The sequence below is a fragment of the Paenibacillus agaridevorans genome, from assembly GCF_018604145.1.
Taxonomy (GTDB): Bacteria; Bacillota; Bacilli; order Paenibacillales; family Paenibacillaceae; genus Pristimantibacillus; species Pristimantibacillus agaridevorans.
The window spans coordinates 6069067-6091505 of the sequence record NZ_CP075889.1 but is presented as its reverse complement, the minus strand read 5'-3'; the positions used below and the strand labels follow the sequence as shown (position 1 = coordinate 6091505).

The 22439-nt window shown below is 52.6% G+C and carries 19 protein-coding genes and 1 other RNA gene; 17 read left to right on the top strand and 3 right to left on the bottom strand.

The window, feature by feature from the left end:
- Positions 1-32 precede the first annotated feature (32 nt).
- The 5 genes from gap to eno all read left to right on the top strand — a co-directional run bounded on the left by gap (position 33) and on the right by eno (position 6217).
- The gene (gene gap, locus KJW29_RS24360) at positions 33-1043 is read left to right on the top strand and encodes a type I glyceraldehyde-3-phosphate dehydrogenase (RefSeq protein WP_214626590.1); all 1011 of its coding nucleotides are present in this window, start codon (positions 33-35) and stop codon (positions 1041-1043) included.
- Positions 1044-1370: 327 nt separating this feature from the next.
- Positions 1371-2555: a phosphoglycerate kinase gene (locus tag KJW29_RS24355; protein ID WP_214626589.1), complete on the top strand. Its 1185-nt coding sequence runs from the start codon at positions 1371-1373 to the stop codon at positions 2553-2555.
- A gap of 12 nt (positions 2556-2567) precedes the next feature.
- Positions 2568-3323 carry a triose-phosphate isomerase gene (tpiA, locus tag KJW29_RS24350; RefSeq protein WP_214626588.1) on the top strand — a complete coding sequence of 252 codons (756 nt, stop codon included), beginning with the start codon at positions 2568-2570 and terminating at the stop codon, positions 3321-3323.
- Between the two features lies 1 nt (position 3324).
- A complete protein-coding gene (gene gpmI, locus KJW29_RS24345) occupies positions 3325-4863 on the top strand; it encodes a 2,3-bisphosphoglycerate-independent phosphoglycerate mutase (RefSeq protein ID WP_214626587.1) in 1539 nt (512 codons plus the stop codon).
- 61 nt (positions 4864-4924) lie between these two features.
- Complete coding sequence (eno, locus tag KJW29_RS24340; protein WP_087571780.1) at positions 4925-6217, top strand: phosphopyruvate hydratase; 1293 nt, start codon at positions 4925-4927, stop codon at positions 6215-6217.
- Between the two features lie 188 nt (positions 6218-6405).
- Here eno and KJW29_RS24335 read toward each other — a convergent pair whose 3' ends face one another.
- A complete protein-coding gene (locus KJW29_RS24335; RefSeq protein ID WP_214626586.1) occupies positions 6406-6717 on the bottom strand; it encodes a YbjQ family protein in 312 nt (103 codons plus the stop codon).
- Positions 6718-6785: 68 nt separating this feature from the next.
- Positions 6786-7424 carry a TetR/AcrR family transcriptional regulator gene (locus KJW29_RS24330; protein WP_246608359.1) on the bottom strand — a complete coding sequence of 213 codons (639 nt, stop codon included), beginning with the start codon at positions 7422-7424 and terminating at the stop codon, positions 6786-6788.
- Between the two features lie 151 nt (positions 7425-7575).
- On the opposite strand from KJW29_RS24330, the gene KJW29_RS24325 reads away from it, so the two are divergent.
- From KJW29_RS24325 to KJW29_RS24315, 3 genes are all read left to right on the top strand, one after another.
- A complete protein-coding gene (locus tag KJW29_RS24325; RefSeq protein WP_246608358.1) occupies positions 7576-8787 on the top strand; it encodes a YhgE/Pip domain-containing protein in 1212 nt (403 codons plus the stop codon).
- Positions 8788-8875: 88 nt separating this feature from the next.
- Positions 8876-9112: a preprotein translocase subunit SecG gene (gene secG / locus KJW29_RS24320; protein WP_087571782.1), complete on the top strand. Its 237-nt coding sequence runs from the start codon at positions 8876-8878 to the stop codon at positions 9110-9112.
- A gap of 391 nt (positions 9113-9503) precedes the next feature.
- Positions 9504-9683, top strand: coding sequence for a DUF2961 domain-containing protein (locus tag KJW29_RS24315; protein WP_214626585.1), 180 nt, complete (start codon positions 9504-9506; stop codon positions 9681-9683).
- Positions 9684-9970: 287 nt separating this feature from the next.
- Here KJW29_RS24315 and KJW29_RS24310 read toward each other — a convergent pair whose 3' ends face one another.
- A complete protein-coding gene (locus tag KJW29_RS24310; protein ID WP_214626584.1) occupies positions 9971-11179 on the bottom strand; it encodes an MFS transporter in 1209 nt (402 codons plus the stop codon).
- Positions 11180-11330: 151 nt separating this feature from the next.
- Between KJW29_RS24310 and KJW29_RS24305 the strand changes: the two genes are divergently transcribed.
- From KJW29_RS24305 to KJW29_RS24265, 9 genes are all read left to right on the top strand, one after another.
- Positions 11331-11948, top strand: a complete 618-nt coding sequence (locus tag KJW29_RS24305) for a TetR/AcrR family transcriptional regulator (protein WP_214626583.1) — start codon at positions 11331-11333, stop codon at positions 11946-11948.
- Between the two features lie 13 nt (positions 11949-11961).
- The gene (locus KJW29_RS24300; protein ID WP_214626582.1) at positions 11962-12981 is read left to right on the top strand and encodes a Gfo/Idh/MocA family protein; all 1020 of its coding nucleotides are present in this window, start codon (positions 11962-11964) and stop codon (positions 12979-12981) included.
- Positions 12982-13255: 274 nt separating this feature from the next.
- Positions 13256-14074, top strand: a complete 819-nt coding sequence (locus KJW29_RS24295) for a ribose-phosphate diphosphokinase (protein ID WP_214626581.1) — start codon at positions 13256-13258, stop codon at positions 14072-14074.
- Positions 14071-15561: a nicotinate phosphoribosyltransferase gene (locus KJW29_RS24290; protein ID WP_214626580.1), complete on the top strand. Its 1491-nt coding sequence runs from the start codon at positions 14071-14073 to the stop codon at positions 15559-15561. The genes KJW29_RS24295 and KJW29_RS24290 overlap by 4 nt, the downstream gene beginning before the upstream one ends.
- A 177-nt stretch (positions 15562-15738) precedes the next feature.
- The gene (gene rnr / locus KJW29_RS24285) at positions 15739-18909 is read left to right on the top strand and encodes a ribonuclease R (RefSeq protein WP_214631297.1); all 3171 of its coding nucleotides are present in this window, start codon (positions 15739-15741) and stop codon (positions 18907-18909) included.
- 324 nt (positions 18910-19233) lie between these two features.
- Complete coding sequence (locus KJW29_RS24280; RefSeq protein ID WP_068678946.1) at positions 19234-19434, top strand: cold-shock protein; 201 nt, start codon at positions 19234-19236, stop codon at positions 19432-19434.
- Positions 19435-19656: 222 nt separating this feature from the next.
- The gene (gene smpB, locus KJW29_RS24275; protein ID WP_087572268.1) at positions 19657-20139 is read left to right on the top strand and encodes an SsrA-binding protein SmpB; all 483 of its coding nucleotides are present in this window, start codon (positions 19657-19659) and stop codon (positions 20137-20139) included.
- Between the two features lie 258 nt (positions 20140-20397).
- Positions 20398-20763: a transfer-messenger RNA gene (ssrA, locus tag KJW29_RS24270) on the top strand.
- A gap of 264 nt (positions 20764-21027) precedes the next feature.
- Complete coding sequence (locus KJW29_RS24265; protein ID WP_214626579.1) at positions 21028-21864, top strand: hypothetical protein; 837 nt, start codon at positions 21028-21030, stop codon at positions 21862-21864.
- Positions 21865-22439: the final 575 nt, after the last annotated feature.

Here is a 22439-nt window from a genome sequence, read left to right as displayed (position 1 = left end):
TTGCATTTAAAATGCTTAGGAGGCTAATACTCATGACAGTTAAAGTAGGTATTAACGGATTTGGACGTATTGGACGCTTGGCTTTCCGCCGTATTCAGAACGTGGAAGGAATCGAAGTTGTTGCGATCAACGACTTGACGGATGCGAAAATGCTGGCGCACCTTCTGAAATATGATACAACGCAAGGCCGCTTCGACGGCGACGTTGAAGTTCATGACGGCTTCTTTAAAGTGAACGGCAAAGAAGTTAAAGTTATCGCTAACCGCAACCCGGAAGAGCTTCCTTGGGGCGACCTGGGCGTAGACATCGTTCTGGAGTGCACGGGCTTCTTCACGACTAAAGAAGCTGCCGAAAAGCACCTTAAAGGCGGCGCTAAGCGCGTGGTTATCTCCGCTCCAGCTACGGGCGACATGAAAACGATCGTTTACAACGTTAACCATGATATCCTCGACGGTTCCGAAACGGTTATCTCCGGCGCATCTTGCACAACGAACTGCCTGGCTCCTATGGCCAAAACGCTGCAAGACAAATTCGGCATCGTACAAGGTCTGATGACGACGATCCACGCCTACACAGGCGACCAAAACACGCTGGACGCTCCGCATCCGAAAGGCGACTTCCGTCGTGCGCGCGCTGCGGCAGAAAACATCATCCCTAACACGACGGGCGCCGCGAAAGCGATCGGCCTGGTTATTCCTGAGCTGCAAGGCAAGCTTGACGGCGCGGCTCAACGCGTACCTACGCCTACTGGCTCCCTGACTGAGCTGGTTGTCGTTCTTAACGAGAAAGTAACGGCAGAGCAAGTTAACGCGGTTATGAAAGAAGCTTCCGACCCGCAAACTTTCGGTTACACGGAAGACGAAATCGTATCCTCCGACGTTATCGGCATCACTTACGGCTCCCTGTTCGACGCAACTCAAACGAAAGTTCTGACGGTAGGCGACCAACAGCTGGTAAAAACGGTAGCTTGGTACGACAACGAAATGTCCTATACTGCTCAATTGGTTCGCACGCTTGAGCACTTCGCCAAACTGTCCCAATAATATTGCCTGACAGCGTAAAGCTAATAGAGCGGAAACTTGTTTCCGCTCTTTATCTATGAGAGGTTGTTCAAAAAGTCCGCTTCCCATCACGAAGTATGCCAAGTGGCATAGTCGACATCGAATATTGAATGCAGGCGAACCTTCCGGTGCTCACGTAGCTCCCACTACGCTCCGCTCCTCAGTTTCTACCTGCCTCCAATCTTCTCGGTGCTGATAACCGAACTTTTTGAACTTGTATTAGAGGTTGATAATCGAACTTTTTGAACACGCGCTATGAGTCTGCTATTCTATTTTCAATTTAAAATACGAGGCGTGGAGGAACGTACCATGAACAAAAAAAGCATTCGCGACGTAGCAGAACTGGCAGGGAAACGCGTATTCGTGCGCGTGGACTTTAACGTGCCGCTCGAAGACGGCAAAATTACGGATGACAAACGGATCCGCGAAACGCTTCCGACGATCAACTTCTTGATCGAAAAAGGCGCGAAAGTCATTTTGGCGAGCCACCTTGGCCGTCCTAACGGACAAGTCGTAGAAGAGCTTCGCCATACGGCATCCGCCGCTCGTCTCTCCGAGCTGCTCGGCAAGCCCGTAACGAAAGCGAACGAAGCCATCGGCGAAGCGGTCGAAGCGCAAGTGGCGGCTTTGAACAACGGCGACGTTCTGCTGCTCGAGAACGTGCGTTTCTACCCGGGCGAAGAGAAAAACGATCCGGAGCTGGCGCAAGCATTCGCGAAGCTGGCGGACCTGTTCGTAAACGACGCGTTCGGCGCCGCTCACCGCGCGCATGCTTCCACGGAAGGCATCGCGCACATTTTGCCGGCCGTATCCGGTCTGCTGATGGAGCGCGAGCTTGAAGTATTGGGCAAAGCGCTGAACAACCCTGAGCGTCCGTTCACGGCAATCGTAGGCGGCTCCAAAGTAAAGGACAAAATCGCGGTCATCGACAAAATGCTCGAAATCGCCGACAACATCATTATCGGCGGCGGCTTGTCCTACACCTTCTTCAAAGCGCAAGGCCATGAAATCGGCAAGTCACTCGTGGACAACAGCAAGCTGGACCTGGCGCTCGAATTCATCGAGAAAGCGAAGAAGCTGGGCAAAAACTTCTACATTCCTGTCGATATCGTCGTAACGGACGATTTCAGCGCAAACGCGAACACGCAAATCGTGGACGTAGACGGCATCCCTGCCGAGTGGGAAGGCATCGACATCGGGCCGAAAACCCGCGAGCTGTATGCGGACGTGATCAAAAATTCCAAGCTGGTCGTATGGAACGGACCGATGGGCGTATTCGAGATCGAACCGTTCGCACATGGTACAATCGCGGTTGCGCAAGCAACGGCCGAAACATCCGCTTACACGGTAATCGGCGGCGGCGACTCCGCTGCGGCAGCCGAGAAGTTCGGTTTGGCGGATCGTATGGACTTTATCTCCACGGGCGGCGGCGCTTCCCTGGAATTTATGGAAGGCAAGGTTCTTCCGGGCGTAGTGGCACTTAACGACAAATAGGGGGTATATGCGATGAGCAGAACACCGATTATTGCAGGCAACTGGAAAATGTTTAAAACCGTCTCCGAGGCGACGGCTTTCTTGGCAGAAGTGAAAGGCAAAGCGGAAGTAGCGGGCGTGGAAAGCGTCATCTGCGCTCCGTTTACGGCGCTTCCCGCGCTTGTTGAAGCGGCGAAAGGCACGACAATCGCAATCGGCGCGCAAAACGTTCACTTCGAAGACAACGGCGCTTTCACGGGCGAGATCAGCGGTCTTATGCTAAAGGATCTTGGCGTGAAATACGTGATTATCGGTCACTCCGAGCGCCGCGCTTACTTCGGCGAAACGGACGAAATCGTCAACAAAAAGACAACAGCGGCATTCAAACACGGCCTGACTCCGATCGTATGCGTAGGCGAGAAGCTCGAAGAGCGCGAAGCCGGCGCGACGAAAGAAGTTTGCAAAGTGCAAACGGAAGGCGCGTTCCAAGGCCTGTCCGCCGAGCAAGCGGCTGAAGTTGTCGTTGCTTACGAGCCGATCTGGGCGATCGGCACGGGCAAATCTTCCACTTCGGAAGACGCTCAGGACGTGATCGGCTACATCCGCAGCGTTATCGCGGGTCTGTACGACGAGGCGATAGCGGCAAAGGTACGTATCCAGTACGGCGGCAGCGTGAAGCCGAACAACGTATCCGAATACCTGGGCCAAGCGGACATCGACGGCGCGTTGGTAGGAGGAGCAAGCCTGGAGCCTGCATCCTACATCGCGCTGATCGAGGGGGCCAAGTAAGATGGCCTCCCGCAAACCTGTAGCGCTAATTATTCTCGACGGCTTCGGACTTCGCGAAGATGTGGTAGGCAACGCGGTCGCGCAAGCGAACAAGCCGAATTACGACCGGTACTGGTCGCAGTATCCGCATACGACGCTTACGGCGTCCGGCGAGGCGGTAGGCCTGCCGGAAGGACAGATGGGAAACTCCGAGGTCGGCCATCTGAACATCGGCGCAGGCCGGATCGTGTACCAGGATTTGACCCGCATCAGCAAGTCGATCCGCGAAGGCGAGTTCTTCGACAACGAGACGCTGCTCGGCGCGGTTAGACACGCCAAATCCCGGGGCAAGAAGCTTCACCTGTACGGCTTGCTGTCCGACGGCGGCGTGCACAGCCATATCGCGCATCTGTTCGCTCTGCTGGAGCTGACAAAGAAGGAAGAGCTGGAGGACGTCTACATCCATGCTTTCCTCGACGGCCGCGACGTATCGCCCGACAGCGCGAAAGGTTACGTGGAGCAACTGCTCGCCAAGATCGACGAGATCGGCGTAGGCCGCATCGCGACGGTGCAAGGCCGCTACTATGCCATGGACCGCGACAAACGCTGGGAGCGTACGGAGAAGTCCTATCGCGCGATGGTATACGGCGATGGACCGCAATATGCGGATCCATTGACGGCGGTCGTGGAATCGTACGAGAAATCCGTGTTCGACGAATTCGTGATGCCGACGGTTATTACGGGCGCTGACGGGAAGCCGGTCGGGCTCGTGGAGTCCGAGGATTCCGTCGTATTCTTCAACTTCCGTCCGGACCGCGCCATTCAGCTGTCGCAAGTATTCATGAATGAAGACTTCCAAGGCTTCGACCGTGGATTCAATCATCCGGTAGGCTTGCACTTCGTCTGCCTGACGCTCTTTAGCGAGACGGTAGGCGGCTATGTCGCTTACTCGCCGAAAAATCTCGACAACACGCTGGGCGAAGTGCTGGCGCAGAACGGCAAGACGCAGCTTCGCACGGCGGAGACGGAGAAGTACCCGCACGTCACGTTTTTCTTCAGCGGCGGCCGCGACAAGGAGCTTCCGGGCGAAACGCGCGTGCTGATCAACTCGCCGAAGGTTGCCACATACGACCTGCAGCCTGCGATGAGCGCTTACGAGCTGGCGGCTTCCACGGTACGCGAGATTGCGGCGGATAAGCACGACGCGATCATCCTGAACTTCGCGAACCCAGACATGGTAGGCCACTCCGGCATGCTGGAGCCGACGATCAAGGCGGTCGAAGCGACGGACGAGTGCCTGGGCCAGGTGGTGGAAGCGGTGCTCGCCAAAGGCGGCGTCTGCATCATTACGGCGGACCACGGCAATGCGGATATGGTATTCGACGAGAATGGCCGTCCGCATACGGCGCATACGACGAATCCGGTTCCGCTGATTGTAACGAGCGTTGGCGCAACGCTGCGCGAAGGCGGCATTTTGGCCGACATCGCTCCGACGATGCTGGATTTGCTGAGACTTAACAAACCGGAAGAGATGACCGGCTCGACTTTGCTGAACAAGTAATAGTAGAATAAGGGAATGTGCAAGTTCATTACTTTGAAAATCGAAAAGGAGTGTATTGAATATGTCTATTATCGTTGACGTATACGCACGCGAAGTGCTGGATTCCCGCGGGAATCCGACTGTAGAAGTTGAAGTAGCCCTGGAATCCGGCGGCAAAGGCCGCGCGATCGTGCCATCGGGCGCTTCCACTGGCGCTTACGAAGCCGTTGAGCTTCGCGATGGCGACAAATCCCGTTACCTCGGCAAAGGCGTAACGAAAGCCGTCGACAACGTAAACACGATTATCGCTCCGGAAATTATCGGCCTGGACGCGCTTGACCAAGTCGCGATCGACCGCAAGATGATCCAACTGGACGGAACGCCTAACAAAGCGAATTTGGGCGCTAATGCGATTCTGGCTGTTTCCATGGCTGTGGCCCGCGCTGCCGCCGACGCTCTGGACGTTCCTCTGTACACATACCTTGGCGGATTTAACGCCAAAACTTTGCCGGTACCGATGATGAACATCATCAACGGCGGCGAGCATGCCGACAACAACATCGACGTGCAAGAGTTTATGGTTCTGCCGGTTGGCGCTTCCGACTTCAAAGAAGCTCTTCGTATCGGCGCGGAAATCTTCCACAACCTGAAAGCCGTTCTGCATGACAAAGGTCTTAACACGGCTGTAGGCGACGAAGGCGGCTTCGCTCCGAACCTGGGCTCCAACGAAGAAGCGATCACAACGATCATCTCCGCGATCGAGCGCGCAGGCTACAAGCCAGGCGTTGACGTATTCCTGGGCATGGACGTTGCTTCCACTGAATTCTTTAAGGACGGCAAATACGTACTGGCCGGCGAAGGCAAATCCTTCACGCCTGCCGAGTTCGTTGACCTCCTTGCATCGTGGGTTGAGAAATACCCGATCGTATCGATCGAAGACGGCTGTTCCGAAGACGATTGGGATGGCTGGAAGCTTCTCACCGAGAAGCTGGGCGGCAAAGTCCAACTCGTTGGCGACGATCTGTTCGTAACGAACACAGAGCGTCTGTCCTCCGGCATCGAACAAGGCGTGGGCAACTCCATCCTTGTTAAAGTGAACCAAATCGGTACGCTGACTGAGACCTTCGACGCGATCGAGATGGCTAAACGCGCTGGTTACACGGCGGTTATCTCCCACCGTTCCGGCGAAAGCGAAGACAGCACGATTGCAGACATCGCCGTTGCAACAAATGCCGGCCAGATCAAAACAGGCGCGCCATCCCGTACGGACCGCGTAGCGAAGTACAACCAATTGCTTCGCATCGAGGACCAACTGGGCTCGACAGCTCAATACGGCGGCAAAGCGGCGTTCTACAACCTTAAAAGCTTCAAATAAGACGAGCGCGGCCCTGCGCCGCTTTGTCCTTTGTATACATGCGTGTCTCATAAACGCGCAAACAACAACGCCTGTCGACTTCCTCGGTTAAAGGAGGTCGGCAGGCGTTTTTTCGTACAACTCTTATGGAACGAACAGCGCATTCGTATATCCTTGCGGAACGCTGCCTTTAACAAATATAGGCCGCTTTACACAATTACAGCCGTACCGCTGACCGCAACCATCAGCATGCCGTCGCGAATAACCTCGTAGTCGATGTCGGTACCGATGATTGCGGTGGCTCCCAGACGGGAGGCCTTCTGCGTCATCTCGGCGAAAGCGGCGTCGCGCGCCTCCTGCAGCTTGGACTCGTACGCGCCCGAACGTCCGCCGACCATGTCGGTGATCGAAGCCATGAAGTCCCGGAATACGTTTGCCCCCATAATAACCTCGCCCGTGACTACGCCAAGATATTGTCTGACCGGATGTCCCTCAATCGTTGAAGTTGTTGTAATGATCATTTTGTTTGCCTCCTGATTAGTGGTATGTTGCCTCAATTGAATATTTGTTATTACGTGACAAATGCTGCTTACGTTTCTCTCTTGCGTGTAATGCCGGCTACATGTCCCGGGCCGAGCAGCGTCAGCTTGGACAGGATATCGGCCATCTGCTCCGGAGGCAAGTCCATGCCGTTGTCCAGCCAGTTCTGAATAACGCCGAGATGGGCGGAGCTGACGTAAGCGGTTAGATAATCGGCCGGAACGAGCACTTCCCCTCCTGAGCTCGTCAAAATGGGTAAAGCACGTTGCCTGATTACTTCCCTGAGCCGTTTCTGGAAGGATGGATCTCCGCCCGCCCCAAGGATGACGCGCATAAATGGCGCGTTTTCCTGCAGATAGACAAATAGCTTGCACACGAACGGAGACGGATCGATCGCGCCGTTGTCCTGATTGCTCCACTTCCCTTGCACCACGTTCTGGAACCCCTCGGCCGCCATCGATTCGATGACTCCGATAATTTCCGCTTCGCTCTGCTCCAGCAAATCGTATTTGTCCCGGTAATGGATGTAGAACGTACCACGATTAATATCTGCTCTCTCCGTCAGATCCTTTACCGTAATGCCTTCGAAGCCCTTCTCCTCCATTAGTGCCGTCAGCGCGTCTCGAAGGACCCGTTTCGTACGCAGTACGCGCCTGTCCGGCGTTGGTGTATCTTCGCTCAGAGGCAAGCCCTCCTAAACAGTATTCGCCGATTTGTTTAGTATGCGGCATTTCGCAGAAACTTGATTATTGTACATAAGACTAAAATCATTATAATCTACAGTGTGAATATTAATCAACACGGTGTTTATTTGAGATAAGGTAAAGGAGAGGGCCGACATGCGGGTGTTTAAAAACAAATTGCTTCTCGCATCGCCGTTGATCGCCATGCTGGTTTTGTTTATTTACGTTCTGGCGTTGTATCCGTCGGCGACAATGAAACCTGTCTTGTTGCCGATCGCCATCGTCAATCTGGATGAAGGGGCTGCGTTGCCGGACGGTACGGCGGTTAATATGGGGGACCAGCTTGTCGAACAAATGAAACAAGCTTCCGGTAAGGCTGCCGAAGGCGAGGCATCGCCTGTCAAATGGGTGCCGCTCGAATCGGCCGAAGCTGCCAGGGAAGGCATGGATAACCGCGACTATTACGGGGCGCTGATCATTGCGGCAGATTTTAGCGCGAAGCAGGCATCGCTCAGATCTCCGGCACCTCAGCAACCGGAAATCGAAGTGCTGGTTAACCAGGGCATGAACGCGACGGCCGCCAATATGGTCACTCAAATGGTGAGCGGCATGGTCGGAAAGCTTAACGCAACGATTAGCGCGGGGCTGTTGCAAGAGCTTGAAGCGAGCGGAGCGACGCTTAAGCCTTCCCAGGCGGCGATTGTTGCTTCGCCTATTCTGGTTCAGGTCACAAACGTGAACGAGACGGGGGCGAACGCGGCCAGAGGCAATGCGCCGGTATCGTTGTTCCAGCCGATCTGGATGGCTAGCATCGCTGGCGCTGCCATCAACACGCTAGTGGTTGGCAAAGCGGCGGCTTCCGCTTCCTCAAGGGGAAGCAAACTCGCGGCCCGGCTGACCCAAGCGGCAGTCGGCGTCGTTCTAGCGCTATTGTCGGGATTTCTGGTCACATGGCTTGCGGACCGTTTTCTGGATTTGGACGTCCCGAACATGGCCGATATGGGATTGTTTATATCGTTTTCGATTCTGGCGTTTTTCCTGATGATCTCCGCCGTCCTGTCGTGGACGGGAATCCGGGGAATCACTCTGTTCGTGCTCCTCTTGTTTTTCGGCGCTCCGCTTCTTGCGCTGCCGACAGAATTTATGAACGGCTTCTACCGAGACTGGATTCATTCCTGGATGCCGATGCGGTTCATGGTTGACGGTTTACGGGAATTGTTTTTCTTCGGCAACGGCTTCGAATGGAACGAGCCAACGGCTGCGCTATTCTGGATCAGCGCGGGAAGCCTGATCGTACTGCTGCTCTCCGCGTTGAAGCCGCAGAAGGTCTCAAGCGGAGCTGAACTGGCTACATCTGCATCTTCGTAAGCCGGGCCCGTCCTATTGTAAATTGTGAACAGCTATGGTAAAATCGATTTATGTGTTTTTACGGAGTGGTACGCTGGAGGTGGATGGAATGGATATCGCATTGAAGATCCTGCTCGTTATTTTCTCGGTCGGCTTGATCGCAGTCGTATTGTTGCAAAAGGGTAAGAGCGCCGGGTTGTCCGGAGCGATTACGGGCGGTGCAGAGCACCTGTTCGGCAAGCAGAAGGCGCGTGGCCTGGACTTGTTCCTGCAACGTCTGACTGTTGCGTTAGCAGCCGGGTTTTTCATTTTGGCGCTGATCGTTTCTTATTTCGTCAATCAATAACATAAGATGTTTAGTAAGATGAAGACGGGGGTTTACCCCGTCTTCTTTTTTTGTGTGGACGGATTGCCAAGCTAAGCGCGACAGTTCGTCCATGAATGATTCACCGTGAATGTAACATTATATTTGATGAGAAATATTCCGCTTTAAGCGGATTTCTTTATTTTTTAATAGAATGGTTTCATTTTAGAGGAAGCGATGTTTATAAATCATGAGTTTTCTGGTCTTTTCTTCTTTAACTGCGGCTTTGTTCGGCGATAGGATGAGGACATGGATCAGTTCGAGGAGGACGGAGAACGATCCATAGTTTGACTCTTCTATTCATGCTTCAAATTATATGGATCGCAGGGTGTTAACTGATATAAAGAATGAATTGCCAAGAGATGAAAAAGCAATGAAAGACATCATCTTTCCTATGCCGTTTAAAAAGTCGATCAGAATTGAACTGGAGAACCCTACGAATACAGATTTAATTGGATATACGGATATTCAGTGGGAACAACAGCTAAGTCCAATCCCTGAAAATACCGGATACTTAGTGATTCAAAACCGTTTATGGAATACTTGGGGATAGAGGATTTATATGGATACTCTTGGGGCTTTCCTAAATCTGACCACTATGCTGCGATTATACGTAAAGATGAACTTCCAAACGGAGGAGCAAGAATTGCAATGCTTCGCTGCAGAATGAATGACGCTATACATCAAGAAAAGAGGGAAAACAAAGGTTGAAACCAAATATTTGAGTTGTTATTACTACTACGCATTACCACAATGACTGTATAAATCATGTATAGGTCAACCAGTTTCCTAATCCACATGGGAGACTGGTTGTTTAGTTTCGTCCACAAAAGAAATTGATTATCCTAAACATTTCAAAGTACATGCCCAAAAAAACACCGCTATCATGCTTATCAGAGCCCCCAGTATGCACACGCCGAACCACCCCGCCCAAGAATAAATCCAGGTCGACAATACTGCACCTGTTGCGCTTCCAAAAGAATAAAAGATCATGTACCCTGCGGTTAGCCTGCTCCTCGCTTCTGGACGAACACTTAATATCATACTCTGATTAGTAACGTGAACCGCCTGCACTGCGAAATCCAACATAACGACCCCTATGATAAATAGCCACATGGAATGCTGCAGTAACCCTATTGGTAGCCAAGAAAACATTAACAGTAACAAAGCGATGCCAGTCGTCCGTTGTCCTAGTCCCCGGTCGGCCAGTCGTCCAGCACTGCTGGCGGCCACCGCCCCAGCTACACCAGCAAGTCCAAACAATCCAATGACACTGTGGCTGAACGAAAGTGGAGGGGAGCTCATCGGCAATACCATTGAGGACCATAAAATACTAAAGTCCGAAAAAATGAAGAAGGCAAGTAGTCCACGAATTCTCAATAGCGGTATTTGAACGAATAAATCCTTCATGGAGCTAAGCATTTCCCGATACGTGCTTTGACTTGGCGGACGCCGTGCAGCGGATGTAACGGTTAGGAATAGATAAGCCATACAGAGCATGATTAATGCCGTGACTATATAAACGGATCTCCATCCGGCCATATCCGCTAAGGTGCCCGAGAAGGTGCGGCCCAGTAGAATCCCTATTACGATACCACTCGTAACGACTCCAATGGCCCGGCCACGACTGTGCAACGACGCTCTGTTAGCAGCGAGTGCAACAAGGACTTGTGCAACTACAGCCTGGAACCCAACCATCCCCATGCCGATGAACAGAGACAAAGTATTCGAAGCTAACGCAACGATACTTAAAGCGATCGCCATAAACACCAACATCCCGGTTACAAGCCGGCGTGGGTCAAGCAAATCCCCTAGCGGAACCAGGAAAAACAATCCAAACGCATAACACATCTGCGTCACTGTTACTACCGTCCCGATGATAGTGCTATTGATGCCAAATTCTAAAGCAATCGCATCAAGTAAAGGTTGGGAATAATAAACTGTGGCTACAGCCGACCCGCAAATGACCGCATACAGTAATAGCGCTGCACTCGAAAGTTGAGCTTGTGATTCCATGTAATTCGGACGGAGCTTCGGGGAACTTGACATTAAAAAACCTCCCTTAAATGTACCGATCGGTATTTTATTTTCGAATCCAATTAACTCATAAGTAACCAAGGATGTCAACGAATTATTGACCTATATGAAATGTTGAGATATCATATTTAATGTACCAATAGGTATTTTATCGGGAGGCGTTATGGCTAGAATTCGCGAGTTCGATGAACAAAAGGCATTAACAGAAGCTATGCATGTTTTTTGGGAAAAAGGGTACGAGGCTACTTCACTAAGTGACTTAACATCTCGCATGGGGATTCAGAAGCCTAGTTTATATGCTGCATACGGAGACAAATTGTCTTTGTTTGAATCAGCTCTTCGAAATTATAACCAATTACATGCTAAATCCGTTCGCATGAAGCTAAACAAAAGTACGAGTGTCAAGACTGCTTTCAGGCTACTGTTTCTTGAAGGGGCATTTCCTGACGGAAGGCATGAGCGGAATGGTTGCTTCTGCATTAATACAATGGTGGAATTGGCTCCGCAAGACGCGAAGTTTGAAATTTTGACACGAGAGCATCAACAATATTTGGCAGCGATATTTGAGGATACGCTTGAACGGGGAGTAACCTCCGGAGAGATTGTTGGATCGGTCAACTGTCGGGCAATAGCTCAGTCCTTAGTGGTAGCTTTCATCGGGATTACCGTATTAAAGAAATCAAATCCTAATCGGGAATGGATCGATAATTGCATTGACTCAGCGCTGTCGTTACTCACAGCGCCCCCACGTACAAAACCTGATATGGAAGAAGTAGATTAGCAGAGAGCGGGGAATGGCGATGAAACATCGAATCGTGGTAGCAGGCTGCGGAGGCATGTCGAACGCGTGGCTGGATTATGCGGCTCAGCGGGAGAATGCCGAAATTGTTGGCTTGGTCGATATCTATGAGGAGGCGGCCAAGGCGATGGCGGCGAAGCGGGGGCTGGATGTGCCTGTCTTTACGAGTCTTGGCGAAGCGTTGGCGGTGACGGAGGCGAATCTTGTATTCGACGTGACGATCCCGGCTAGCCATAAAGAGATCGTGACGACAGCGTTGCGCGCTGGTTGTGATGTGTTCGGCGAGAAGCCTATGGCGGAGTCTTACGACGACGCGCTGGAGATCGTGGAGCTTAGCCAGGCGACCGGCAAGCGGTACGCCATTATGCAGAATCGGCGTTATCTAAAGCAAATTCGGGCGTTGCGGGAGATGCTGCGATCGGGCAGCATCGGACAGGTAGGCTCGCTTCATGCGGACTTCTTTATCGGCGCTCACTTTGGCGGTTTCCGGGATGCCATGGAAAGTCCGCTCATCGTCGATATGGCAATCCACACGTTCGACCAAGCCCGGTTCATCAGCGGAGCGGATCCCGTATCCGTCTACTGTCATGAATACAACCCTCCGGGTTCATGGTACAAAGGCAATGCATCCGCCGTCTGCATCTTCGAAATGAGCGACGGGTCGGTGTTTACTTATCGGGGGTCGTGGTGCGCGGAGGGCTTGAACACATCTTGGGAAGCGGACTGGCGGATTACGGGCAGCGAAGGAAGCGTGCGCTGGGACGGCCAATCCATGCCGTACGGCGAAAGGGCAAACCCGGACAAGCCCGACGGTTTCATTAGGGAGCAGCTTCGTATCGAAAGTGAAAATACGTGGCACGGTGCGGAAGGTCATCCAGGTTGCCTGGACGAAATGTTCGCCGCTCTTGAGGAAGGACGTCCGGCAGAAACGGATAGCCTGGACAATATTAAAAGCGTGAACATGGTGTTCGGCGCTGTTCGAAGCGCCGAGCTAGGGCAGAAGGTAATGTTGTAGGTGCCGTTATAGGGCCGAAATATAGAAAAAAGTTGCTTAGATGGTCTTGCCCGCCAGAAGGACAGCCTTGCACATCCGAGCGATTGAAGCACCCGTCAGGGTGCTTTTTTCTGCCCGGAAAGAAGAGGCGACTTAGCTGTTTTTTTATTGTACTTTAGCCCAAACGGACTATTTTGGATAAGGCGATTAGCCTATTTTTCAGGAAGATGGTTGACAATTATTGATATAGTCAATATGATAATATCAAATAGAAGTTGTTGGAGGGTGTACCGACATGATCGCGTTAAACGGAGTGCGGCTGACGTTCAAGACGTTCCCGAACGGGGAGACGCTGGTGGACGGCGGAGAGATCAAAGGACTGGCTAGAGAGAACAACCTGCTCGACTTTAAATACGGGAACGATGGCGACCTCATCAAGCTGATGTTCGTTAAGAAGCACTTGGACGAGATGCGGAGTAAGGTATCCTTGCTCATTCGATACATGCCATACAGCAGAATGGACCGGACGGAAGGAGACTCCGTCTTCACGCTGAAGCATACGGCGTCCTTCCTGAACGGACTCGGCTTCGAGGAGATTACGGTGGTGGAGCCGCATTCCGACGTAACAACCGCGCTGCTAGACCGGAGCAAGGCAGAATATCCGACGTCCTTGCTGCTGGCACGGGTGATGGAAGAGACGGGCTTCGACGCTTCGCGAGACATCTTGTTTTTCCCCGATGCGGGGGCGCAGAAGCGTTATAGCAAGGTGAAGGGATTTAAGCAACTGGTGGGCTTTAAGTCGCGGGACTTCGAAACCGGCGAAATTCGCAGTCTGGAGCTTGTCGGGAACATCGACACAACAGAATTTAAAGCCATCATCGTCGATGATCTATGCTCCTACGGGGGGACATTCCTCCGGAGCGCCGAGAGGCTAAGAGAGGCCGGGGCTTCGGAAGTTTACTTGCTGGTGGGCCATTGCGAAGACGCTGTTTTCAAAGGAGATATGCTGGGGAGCGGGCTCGTCGACAAGGTGTTCACGACCGACACGATTCTGGACGCGGCGCAAGGAACGGAACGTATTCGTGTAACTGAAATCGGAGGGATTCTATCATGACTGACAAATTCGTATACCCGGCAACGCTGTTGTGCGACTTCTATAAGGTAAGCCACAAAAACCAATATCCGAAGGGAACGGAGCTCGTCTACTCGACTTGGACGGCAAGAACGAGCCGCCTCGCGGACGTGGTGCATGTAATCGCGTTCGGTTTCCAGGCTTTTATTAAGGAATATCTGATCGCTTACTTCGACGAACATTTCTTCGGGCGGCCCAAAACGGCGGTTGTCGAAGAGTACGCCCGGGTGATCCGCCACGCGCTGGGCGTCGCGGATCCGGATGCCAGCCACATCGCGGAGCTGCACGGTCTGGGTTACCTGCCGATCCGGATCAAAGCGGTGAAGGAAGGCACGCCTGTGCCGATCAAGGTGCCGATGCTGACGATCGAGAATACGAAGCCGGAGTTCTTCTGGCTGACGAACTACCTGGAGACGCTGATGTCGTGCCAGCTGTGGATGCCCGCCAACAGCGCGACGCTTGCGTTCGAGTATCGTCAAATCCTGGAGGAATACGCGCTCCGCACGAATGGCGATACGTCGTTCGTCCCTTTCCAGGGGCATGACTTCTCGATGCGAGGCATGGGCTCGCTTGAGGCGGCGATGGGCAGCGGGGCGGGCCACCTGCTGTCGTTCACGGGGACGGACACCATCCCGGCGATTCTTTACCTGGAGAATTACTACGGCGCGAATATCGAGGCGGAGCTGGTCGGCACGTCGATCCCGGCAACGGAGCACAGCGTCATGTGCGCGCACGGCCGCGACGAGATGGCATCGTACCGCTACCTCATCAAGGAAGTGTACCCGAACGGCTTCGTGTCGATCGTATCGGACACATGGGATCTGTGGAGCGTCATCGACGTCGTCATTCGGGGGCTGAAAGAGGACATTCTTAGCCGCGATGGCAAAGTCGTCATTCGTCCGGACAGCGGCGATCCCGTACTTATCCTTTGCGGCGACCCGGACGGCGAAGACGAGTTCGAGCGTAAGGGCGTAATCGAGCTGCTGTGGGAAATTTTCGGAGGCACGGTTACGGAGAAGGGCTACAAGCAGCTCGACAGCCACATCGGCGCCATCTACGGCGACGCCATCACCATCGACCGTTGCAGGGAGATCTGCGAGAAGCTGGCGGCCAAAGGGTTCGCGTCGACCAACATGGTCTACGGCATCGGCTCGTTTACGTACCAGTATAATACGCGGGATACGTTCGGCTTCGCGCTGAAGTCGACGTTTACAGTGGTAAACGGAGAGGAGAGACTTATTTTCAAAGATCCCAAGACGGACAGCAACAAGATGAAAAAGTCGCAAACGGGGCTTGTACGCGTCATCGAAAAAGAAGGCGTCATAACCTATGTGGATAACCTCAGCAGAGAGCAGTACGAGGCTTTCCCGGAGGTCGATCTGCTGGAGGATGTATTCGTGGACGGGAAGCTGGTGCGGGAGCATACGCTTGGGGATATCCGGGGCAGGCTGCTAGCGCAACTGCAATAGGTCGCAACTGACATGACAAAGGCGCCGCTTGGCAAAATATTCTGCATGAAAGATTGATTGGCTCCTATTTCGTGTATACTACATGGTATATGACTATCTATCAACCGGCCGCGAATGCTGCTAGCGTCCTGCTAGTCTGGCGAGAAGCGGCGGTTCACGAGGGGAAGGCCATCCATGGTGGAACGCGAGCAGGAACTGCTTGATTTTATGAGAGAGACGGCTTACAAGCCGATGACGTACCAAGAGCTGGAGGCGCACTTCGGCATAGAGGGAGCGGCGGAATTCAAGGAATTCCTGAAGCTGCTCAACAAATTGGAGGAAGAGGGCAAGGTGCTCCGTACGCGTACCGAGCGTTACGGGGTGCCGGAGCGGATGAACCTGCTTCGAGGCAAGATTCAGATCCACGCCAAAGGCTTCGCCTTCCTCATCGCGGACGAGAAGGATCATCCCGACGTCTACATTCACGCCAACGATCAGAAAAGCGCCATGAACGGCGACATCGTGCTCGTCCGCATCACGTCGAAGAGCGAAAGCGGCGGCCGCATGGAGGGCGAGGTCGCGCGCATCGTGCAGCGTGCTGTCACGCAGGTCGTGGGCACGTTCGAGAACCACGAGGTATATGCCTTCGTTATCCCGGACGACAAACGGATTAACCGGGATATTTTTATCGCGAAGGGCGAATTCAAGGGTGCGGTCACGGGACAGAAGGTCGTCGTACGCATCATCTCGTATCCGGAAGGGCGCTCGGCGGCCGAGGGCGAGATCGTCGAAATTTTGGGACACAAAAACGATCCCGGCGTCGATATCTTGTCAATCATTCGCAAGCACCAGCTGCCGGAAGGTTTTCCGGATGATGTAATGGCGGAGGCCGAAGCGGCACCGGATAAGATTACCGAGGAAGAGATTCGCGATCAGGGGCGCAGGGACCTGCGCGACGAAGTCATCGTCACGATCGACGGCGAAGACGCCAAGGATCTTGACGATGCCGTACATGTGAAAGTGCTTGAGAACGGCAACTACCTGCTGGGCGTCCATATTGCCGATGTCGGTTACTATGTGCGGGAGAAGTCCGCGCTGGATCAGGAAGCGTTTCGCAGAGGCACCAGCGTGTACCTCGTGGACCGCGTAATTCCGATGCTGCCTCACAGGCTGTCCAACGGCATCTGTTCGTTGAACCCGCAGGTAGACCGGCTGACGTTGTCTTGCCATATGGAATTTGACGCAAAGACGTTGAAGCGCGTGAGCCACGATGTGTTTACGAGCGTCATTAGGACGACGGAGCGAATGACGTATTCCAATGTACGACGGTTGCTGACGGCAACCGAAGAGGAGCCGGAAACAGAGCTGAAAGAGCGTTATGCCGGATTGCTCGACATGTTTGCTCTGATGGAACAGCTTGCGATGCGGCTGCGGTCCAAGCGCATGAAGCGCGGCGCGATCGATTTCGACTTCGTGGAGTCGAAGGTTCTCGTGGACGAGAACGGCAAGGCAATCGACATCGTCAAGCGCGAACGCTCCGTTGCGGAGCAAATCATCGAAGAGTTCATGCTCGTCGCGAACGAGACGGTGTCGGAGCATTTCCACTGGCTGCGCGTGCCGTTCCTGTACCGGATCCACGAGGATCCCGACCAGGATAAGCTGATGACGTTCATGCAGTTCGCGGCGAACTTCGGTTACGTCGTCAAGGGCGGCAAGGGCAACTCCGTCCATCCGCGCGCGCTGCAGACTCTCCTTGAGGAGATTCAGGGAACGAAGGAAGCGACGGTTATCTCGACGATGATGCTGCGCTCCATGAAGCAGGCGAAATACGATCCGGAGAGTCTGGGCCACTTCGGTCTGGCCGCGGAGTTTTATTCGCACTTTACGTCGCCGATCCGCCGTTATCCCGATTTGGTCATCCATCGCATCATTCGCGAGGTGTTGGAAGGCGGCGGGGCGCTGACGGAGGCGCGGCATGAGGCGCTGACGGCACGTATGCCGGACATCGCGCAGCATTCCTCGGAGCGGGAACGTCTCGCCGTAGATGCGGAGAGGGACACGGACCGGCTGAAAAAGTGCGAGTACATGCTGGATAAGGTCGGCGAGGAGTTCGACGGCATTATCAGCAGCGTGACAAGCTTCGGCATGTTCATCGAGCTGGAGAACACGATAGAGGGTCTGATCAGGCTGAGCGATATGTCTGACGACTACTACCACTTCCACGAGCTTCATATGGTATTGATCGGCGAACGCACCTCCCGAGTATACCGAATCGGAGATGAAGTGAAGATCCGCGTGTCGCGCGTGGACATGGATGAGTACAATATCGACTTTGAGCTCGTCGACATGAAACCTCGGGGCAGCTACAAAGGCGTAGCCGACGCTGGCTTCGGCGCAGGAGGCGGACGTGGGGGCAAACGCGGCGGCTTCGGCAAGCGAAGCGATGATGGGCGAGGCGGACGCGGCGCCGGCGGCAGCCGCGGCGATAGCGGGCGCGGAGGCGCTGGACGAGGAGCCGGGAATGGCGAACGCGCCGGTGCTGTAGGCGGTCGAGGCCGCGGCGGCAATGCAGCAGGCGGACGTGGCCCTGGAGGAGCGGCGCAGGGCGGAAGAGGCCGTGATGCAGGTGCTGGCTCGGGGGCATGGCAGAATGCACAAGGCAGAGGACGCGGTGGCGGTGCTGCGAACGGTGCCGGAGTTGGGCAGGAAGCGCGCGGCAAACGCGGGCGTGGCGGTGCCGGTTCCAGTTCGGATCAAGGCGGATCGGGCGGAGCCAATCCTTGGGTAAACGGCGGCGGCGCATTTGACGCGGAGAACCGTTGGGTGGAATACCGCGAAGGCGAGGACGGAGCAGGCACTCGCGAGGGTGCGAGCGGCGATTCCGATGCGCGGGAGGGAGCTCGCGAAGGACGCGGCTCGAGAGGTTCGAGAGAGCAGGGCGCTGAAGGCGGGGGCATTAACTTGTCCGCAGGCGGCAAGAGCCGCAAGGACATGTGGGGAATGCCGATCCCGTCGGGCGAAGAACGGCCTGAGCGTCGCAGCGGCCGGGATGACGGAGGCGACGGCGGGCATGGCGGCGACGACGACGGCTTCTTTTATAGCAACAGCCGCCAACGAGGCGGCGGCGGTGGCCGTGGCAAGCCGGGAGGCGGCAAGGGCAGAGCAGGCAACGGCCGCGGTCCGAGCGGCGGAGGCGGAGGCGGCGGTCGTCGCAAGAATACGTCGACGAGCGGCATATTCAACGCCGGGAAGGCTGGCGGGAATGGCGGCGAGGCTGCCCCGAGCGCAGGCAGTCCGGTAAAGAGCAAGCGGAAGAAGAAAAGCGGCGGCAACGCGACAGCTGCATTCGTTCGCAAAAATCGCAAATAGTCTTGTATAAGATAAGGAAGCAGAGGATATAATAAGACGGTAATGCTCAGTATTACGGGCAATTACGCGGTGTTGGAGGGGCGTAGTGCCCGTGATGCCGGAGCGCGCTGTCGGCTGGATGAACTGGGAAAATATATTTAGACTTGTCGCTTGCTTTTTGGCGGCGGGTATTATAAACTAAAGGCAATCGAATCGATGATATGAACCTGAATTCACATATTGAAAAGGGTGTCATTAGAGTCATGAAACCCTTTCCAATGTGTGAATTTTTTGTTTAATAACGAAACAGGCGCATATTAATACACTTTTTGGAGGTAATTCCACATGCAACAAGGTACAGTTAAATGGTTCAACGCTGAGAAAGGTTTCGGCTTCATCGAAGTTGAAGGCGGAAACGACGTTTTCGTACACTTCTCCGCAATCGTTGGCGAAGGCTTCAAAACTCTTGAAGAAGGCCAACGCGTTGAGTTCAACGTAGTTGAAGGCAACCGCGGTCCTCAAGCTGAAAACGTAGTTAAGCTGTAATAGCTTAATTCCGATGAGACCGTCCTTGACCATCCGGTTGAGGGCGGTCTTTCTCGTTCTTGGTTGGTTTTTATGGGACTTATGCAGGGCGTCATCGGTAGAGGATCTTTTAAGCCGAATGGTACGGCGCAGCATCCTTGATTTCCCTATACAAAGTTGTTACAATGAAAAACACCAGCAAGCCTATGGCTGGAGATGCTGACCGAAAACGAGGTGAATGGCATGGGCGCTAAGAAAAACGATGGCAAGGTGCTTGCCCAGAACAAGAAGGCATCCCATGACTACTTCATCGAGGAGACTTTCGAAGCGGGCATGGTGCTGATGGGCACGGAGATCAAGTCGCTCCGGAACGGCAGGGCGAATATCGGAGATGCATTCGCGACGATCCGAGACGGCGAGATGTTCATCCACAATATGCATATCAGTCCGTTCGAGCAAGGCAATATGCATAATCCGACTGATCCTACTCGGGCTCGCAAGCTGCTGCTGCACAAGGAGCAGATTCACAAGCTGCTGGGTTTGGTCAAACGCGACGGTTACGCGATCGTGCCGCTCAAGATCTACGTTCGGAACGGTTATGCAAAGCTGCTAATCGGCTTGGGCAAAGGCAAGAAGCAGTTCGACAAACGCGACACCGCAGCCAAACGCGATGCGCAGCGCGACATTCAGCGTGCTCTTCGGGAGAAGCAAAAGGTGGCTCGTTAAGCCGAGGAACAGCTTTACATGGTTGTTAAGACCAGCTTTGCCAGCAACAATTCCGAGCATTCTGCATGGATGCGTGGTATACTAAGTTTGTAGCAACGAGCAAGACTGGCAAGTCGCAAGACATGAAGTTCTGGATGAACGACTCGTAGTAGTCGCCTCATCGTTAATCCTGGAGTCCCAGTGATCTGTGCTAATCGTTGGCTGTTTAGTTATTCGCTATATGCGAAGTGGCTGACAGGGTGACGTTTATGCCGCATCGGGGGCGTTTATGGATTCGACGGGGATTGGACGAGCGCGAGCCAGCGGGTAGCAGGGAGTCGTCTGCTTCATCAACGCTAAAGCCTATTAAACGGCAAACAACAAACAAACTACGCTGTAGCAGCTTAATAACCTGCACACGTGCTCTCGCTCTGTATCGCCCATGTACCGGGATGAGGGCCCAACTTTAGTGGGATACGCTGTCACATCTCCGCCTGGGGTGTGCTGAAGAAGGCAATCAGGCTGACCTGAACGGAAGCTGGTTACGAAGCGTCTGCTCAGGTGACATCAAATTCGTGACTACACCCGTAGAAAGCCGTGTGGCGTGATCTTCGGACAGGGGTTCAAATCCCCTCGCCTCCACCATGAAAACCCAGTCCGCATGAGGACTGGGTTTTTCTGTGGTCGGAAATTGTAGACGGATTGTAGACACAAGAATTATGGTACGAGTTTGTGAAAAGAAAATGTAGACATTATGTCTACATTTTTTAAATACAGATATAATTGACATCGTGAGCTCGGTTATCATGAGTTCTCTTTAATTGAAAGAATTTCTTTTTATTCCAACTATCGCTAAATCCCGACTGATATAGTACAATAGCATTAAATATACAGAAAAGGGAGAATGCAATGTTAGCTTTTATAGGTCTATTGTCATTGTTAGCTTGTTTCATTTTTCTTATTATCGCAATTGTATCTGTATTTCGGAAGAATGGAAAGGCGAAAATTCAATTCTTAGTTACGGGTGTGCTTTTCATAGTATTTATAGTTGCTTTATCTTTAACCCCTGATGCAGAAGATTCGAATAATTCGATTGCTGATAAGTCAGCATCTTCAGGAGAAGTGACTGCACAAGAAGTTTCAACTGAATCAGAGAAAGAAGCAGATAAGGCAGCAAAGGAACAGGCTAAAAAGGAAGCTGAAGACAAGAAGAATGCTGAGGCAGCGGCAAAGAAAGAAGCCGAAGAAAAGAAAAAGGCTGAGAAAGAGGCTAAGAAAAAGGCTGAGGAAGAAGCGAAGCTTAAAGCTCAGGAAGAGAAACTCAAAAATCCAGAGTGGAATGTCAGTGAAGTTGATGCGGTTGAAAATGGAAATATTTTTCTTGCGGTGGAAATGTTACGTGTCTTGAAGGATATGCCACAAGGAGAGTACGTGGATACTGAGGCTGTCATTAAAACTCCTTGGAATTATTATGGAACTCCTATTACTTTCACAGGTGTGGTAGCAGTAGTCGAAGACTTCCCGCCAGGTAGTGATACATATAAAGCTGGCTTAGCCTCTGATATTGTTATTGAGACCTATGAGGGCACAATAGTGGAGTTCTTTAGTATGGTTCCCAGTGGAAGTATTAAAGTTGGTGACGAAGTGACAATTACTAGTTACCCAGTAGGACGCACAGAGGTAGATAATACTATGGGCGGAAGCTTTACTCACTTAATAACCGTGACTAATAATGTCAGTCAATAATTTAGAGAAAATTAGAGGAAACTCGCAAGCCAATAAGGTTTGCGAGTTTTCCAGCTCTCCACAAGTAAATAAGTTGCTTCCTCTCTAGAAAAATGGCGATATTGAATAATGAACTTTATCAGGCTAAATTGATCCATATTAAATATATAGTTAAATATAATTTAATTTGATATAGCATAATATTCTGTGAAAAGTAGATAAAGGAGAGAGGATTAATGAGTGATCAATATACAGTTCAAGAGGACATGGCATATGCCCTTGTCATTAATAAACATGGAAATTCGAAGACTGCGTTACAAATGTTACCGTTGGTCAAGGAGCAGTTACCCAAAACAATTAGATCAACAGGTGCAATATTATCACACATTAATTTCATAAGACGCTTACTTAATGATAAGTGTGACAGATATCCGTCTATGTACACAGACAGTGTAATCGCACAATTGAGGAAAGCTTAGATGATGGAATTATATCAATTCTCCATTCTAGTGGAAAACATCATAACTCGCTATACTCAGTTGGATGAAGGGCTATAGGATGGGATGAAAAAGCTTAAAGAATTGCTTGAATTAAAT

Coding starts and splice junctions, on each gene's coding strand:
- gap (WP_214626590.1), top strand. CDS start 33: ATGACAGTTAAAGTAGGTATTAACGGATTTGGACGTATTGGACGCTTG.
- KJW29_RS24355 (WP_214626589.1), top strand. CDS start 1,371: ATGAACAAAAAAAGCATTCGCGACGTAGCAGAACTGGCAGGGAAACGC.
- tpiA (WP_214626588.1), top strand. CDS start 2,568: ATGAGCAGAACACCGATTATTGCAGGCAACTGGAAAATGTTTAAAACC.
- gpmI (WP_214626587.1), top strand. CDS start 3,325: ATGGCCTCCCGCAAACCTGTAGCGCTAATTATTCTCGACGGCTTCGGA.
- eno (WP_087571780.1), top strand. CDS start 4,925: ATGTCTATTATCGTTGACGTATACGCACGCGAAGTGCTGGATTCCCGC.
- KJW29_RS24335 (WP_214626586.1), bottom strand. CDS start 6,717: ATGATCATTACAACAACTTCAACGATTGAGGGACATCCGGTCAGACAA.
- KJW29_RS24325 (WP_246608358.1), top strand. CDS start 7,576: ATGCGGGTGTTTAAAAACAAATTGCTTCTCGCATCGCCGTTGATCGCC.
- secG (WP_087571782.1), top strand. CDS start 8,876: ATGGATATCGCATTGAAGATCCTGCTCGTTATTTTCTCGGTCGGCTTG.
- KJW29_RS24315 (WP_214626585.1), top strand. CDS start 9,504: ATGAAAGACATCATCTTTCCTATGCCGTTTAAAAAGTCGATCAGAATT.
- KJW29_RS24310 (WP_214626584.1), bottom strand. CDS start 11,179: ATGTCAAGTTCCCCGAAGCTCCGTCCGAATTACATGGAATCACAAGCT.
- KJW29_RS24305 (WP_214626583.1), top strand. CDS start 11,331: ATGGCTAGAATTCGCGAGTTCGATGAACAAAAGGCATTAACAGAAGCT.
- KJW29_RS24300 (WP_214626582.1), top strand. CDS start 11,962: ATGGCGATGAAACATCGAATCGTGGTAGCAGGCTGCGGAGGCATGTCG.
- KJW29_RS24295 (WP_214626581.1), top strand. CDS start 13,256: ATGATCGCGTTAAACGGAGTGCGGCTGACGTTCAAGACGTTCCCGAAC.
- KJW29_RS24290 (WP_214626580.1), top strand. CDS start 14,071: ATGACTGACAAATTCGTATACCCGGCAACGCTGTTGTGCGACTTCTAT.
- KJW29_RS24280 (WP_068678946.1), top strand. CDS start 19,234: ATGCAACAAGGTACAGTTAAATGGTTCAACGCTGAGAAAGGTTTCGGC.
- smpB (WP_087572268.1), top strand. CDS start 19,657: ATGGGCGCTAAGAAAAACGATGGCAAGGTGCTTGCCCAGAACAAGAAG.
- KJW29_RS24265 (WP_214626579.1), top strand. CDS start 21,028: ATGTTAGCTTTTATAGGTCTATTGTCATTGTTAGCTTGTTTCATTTTT.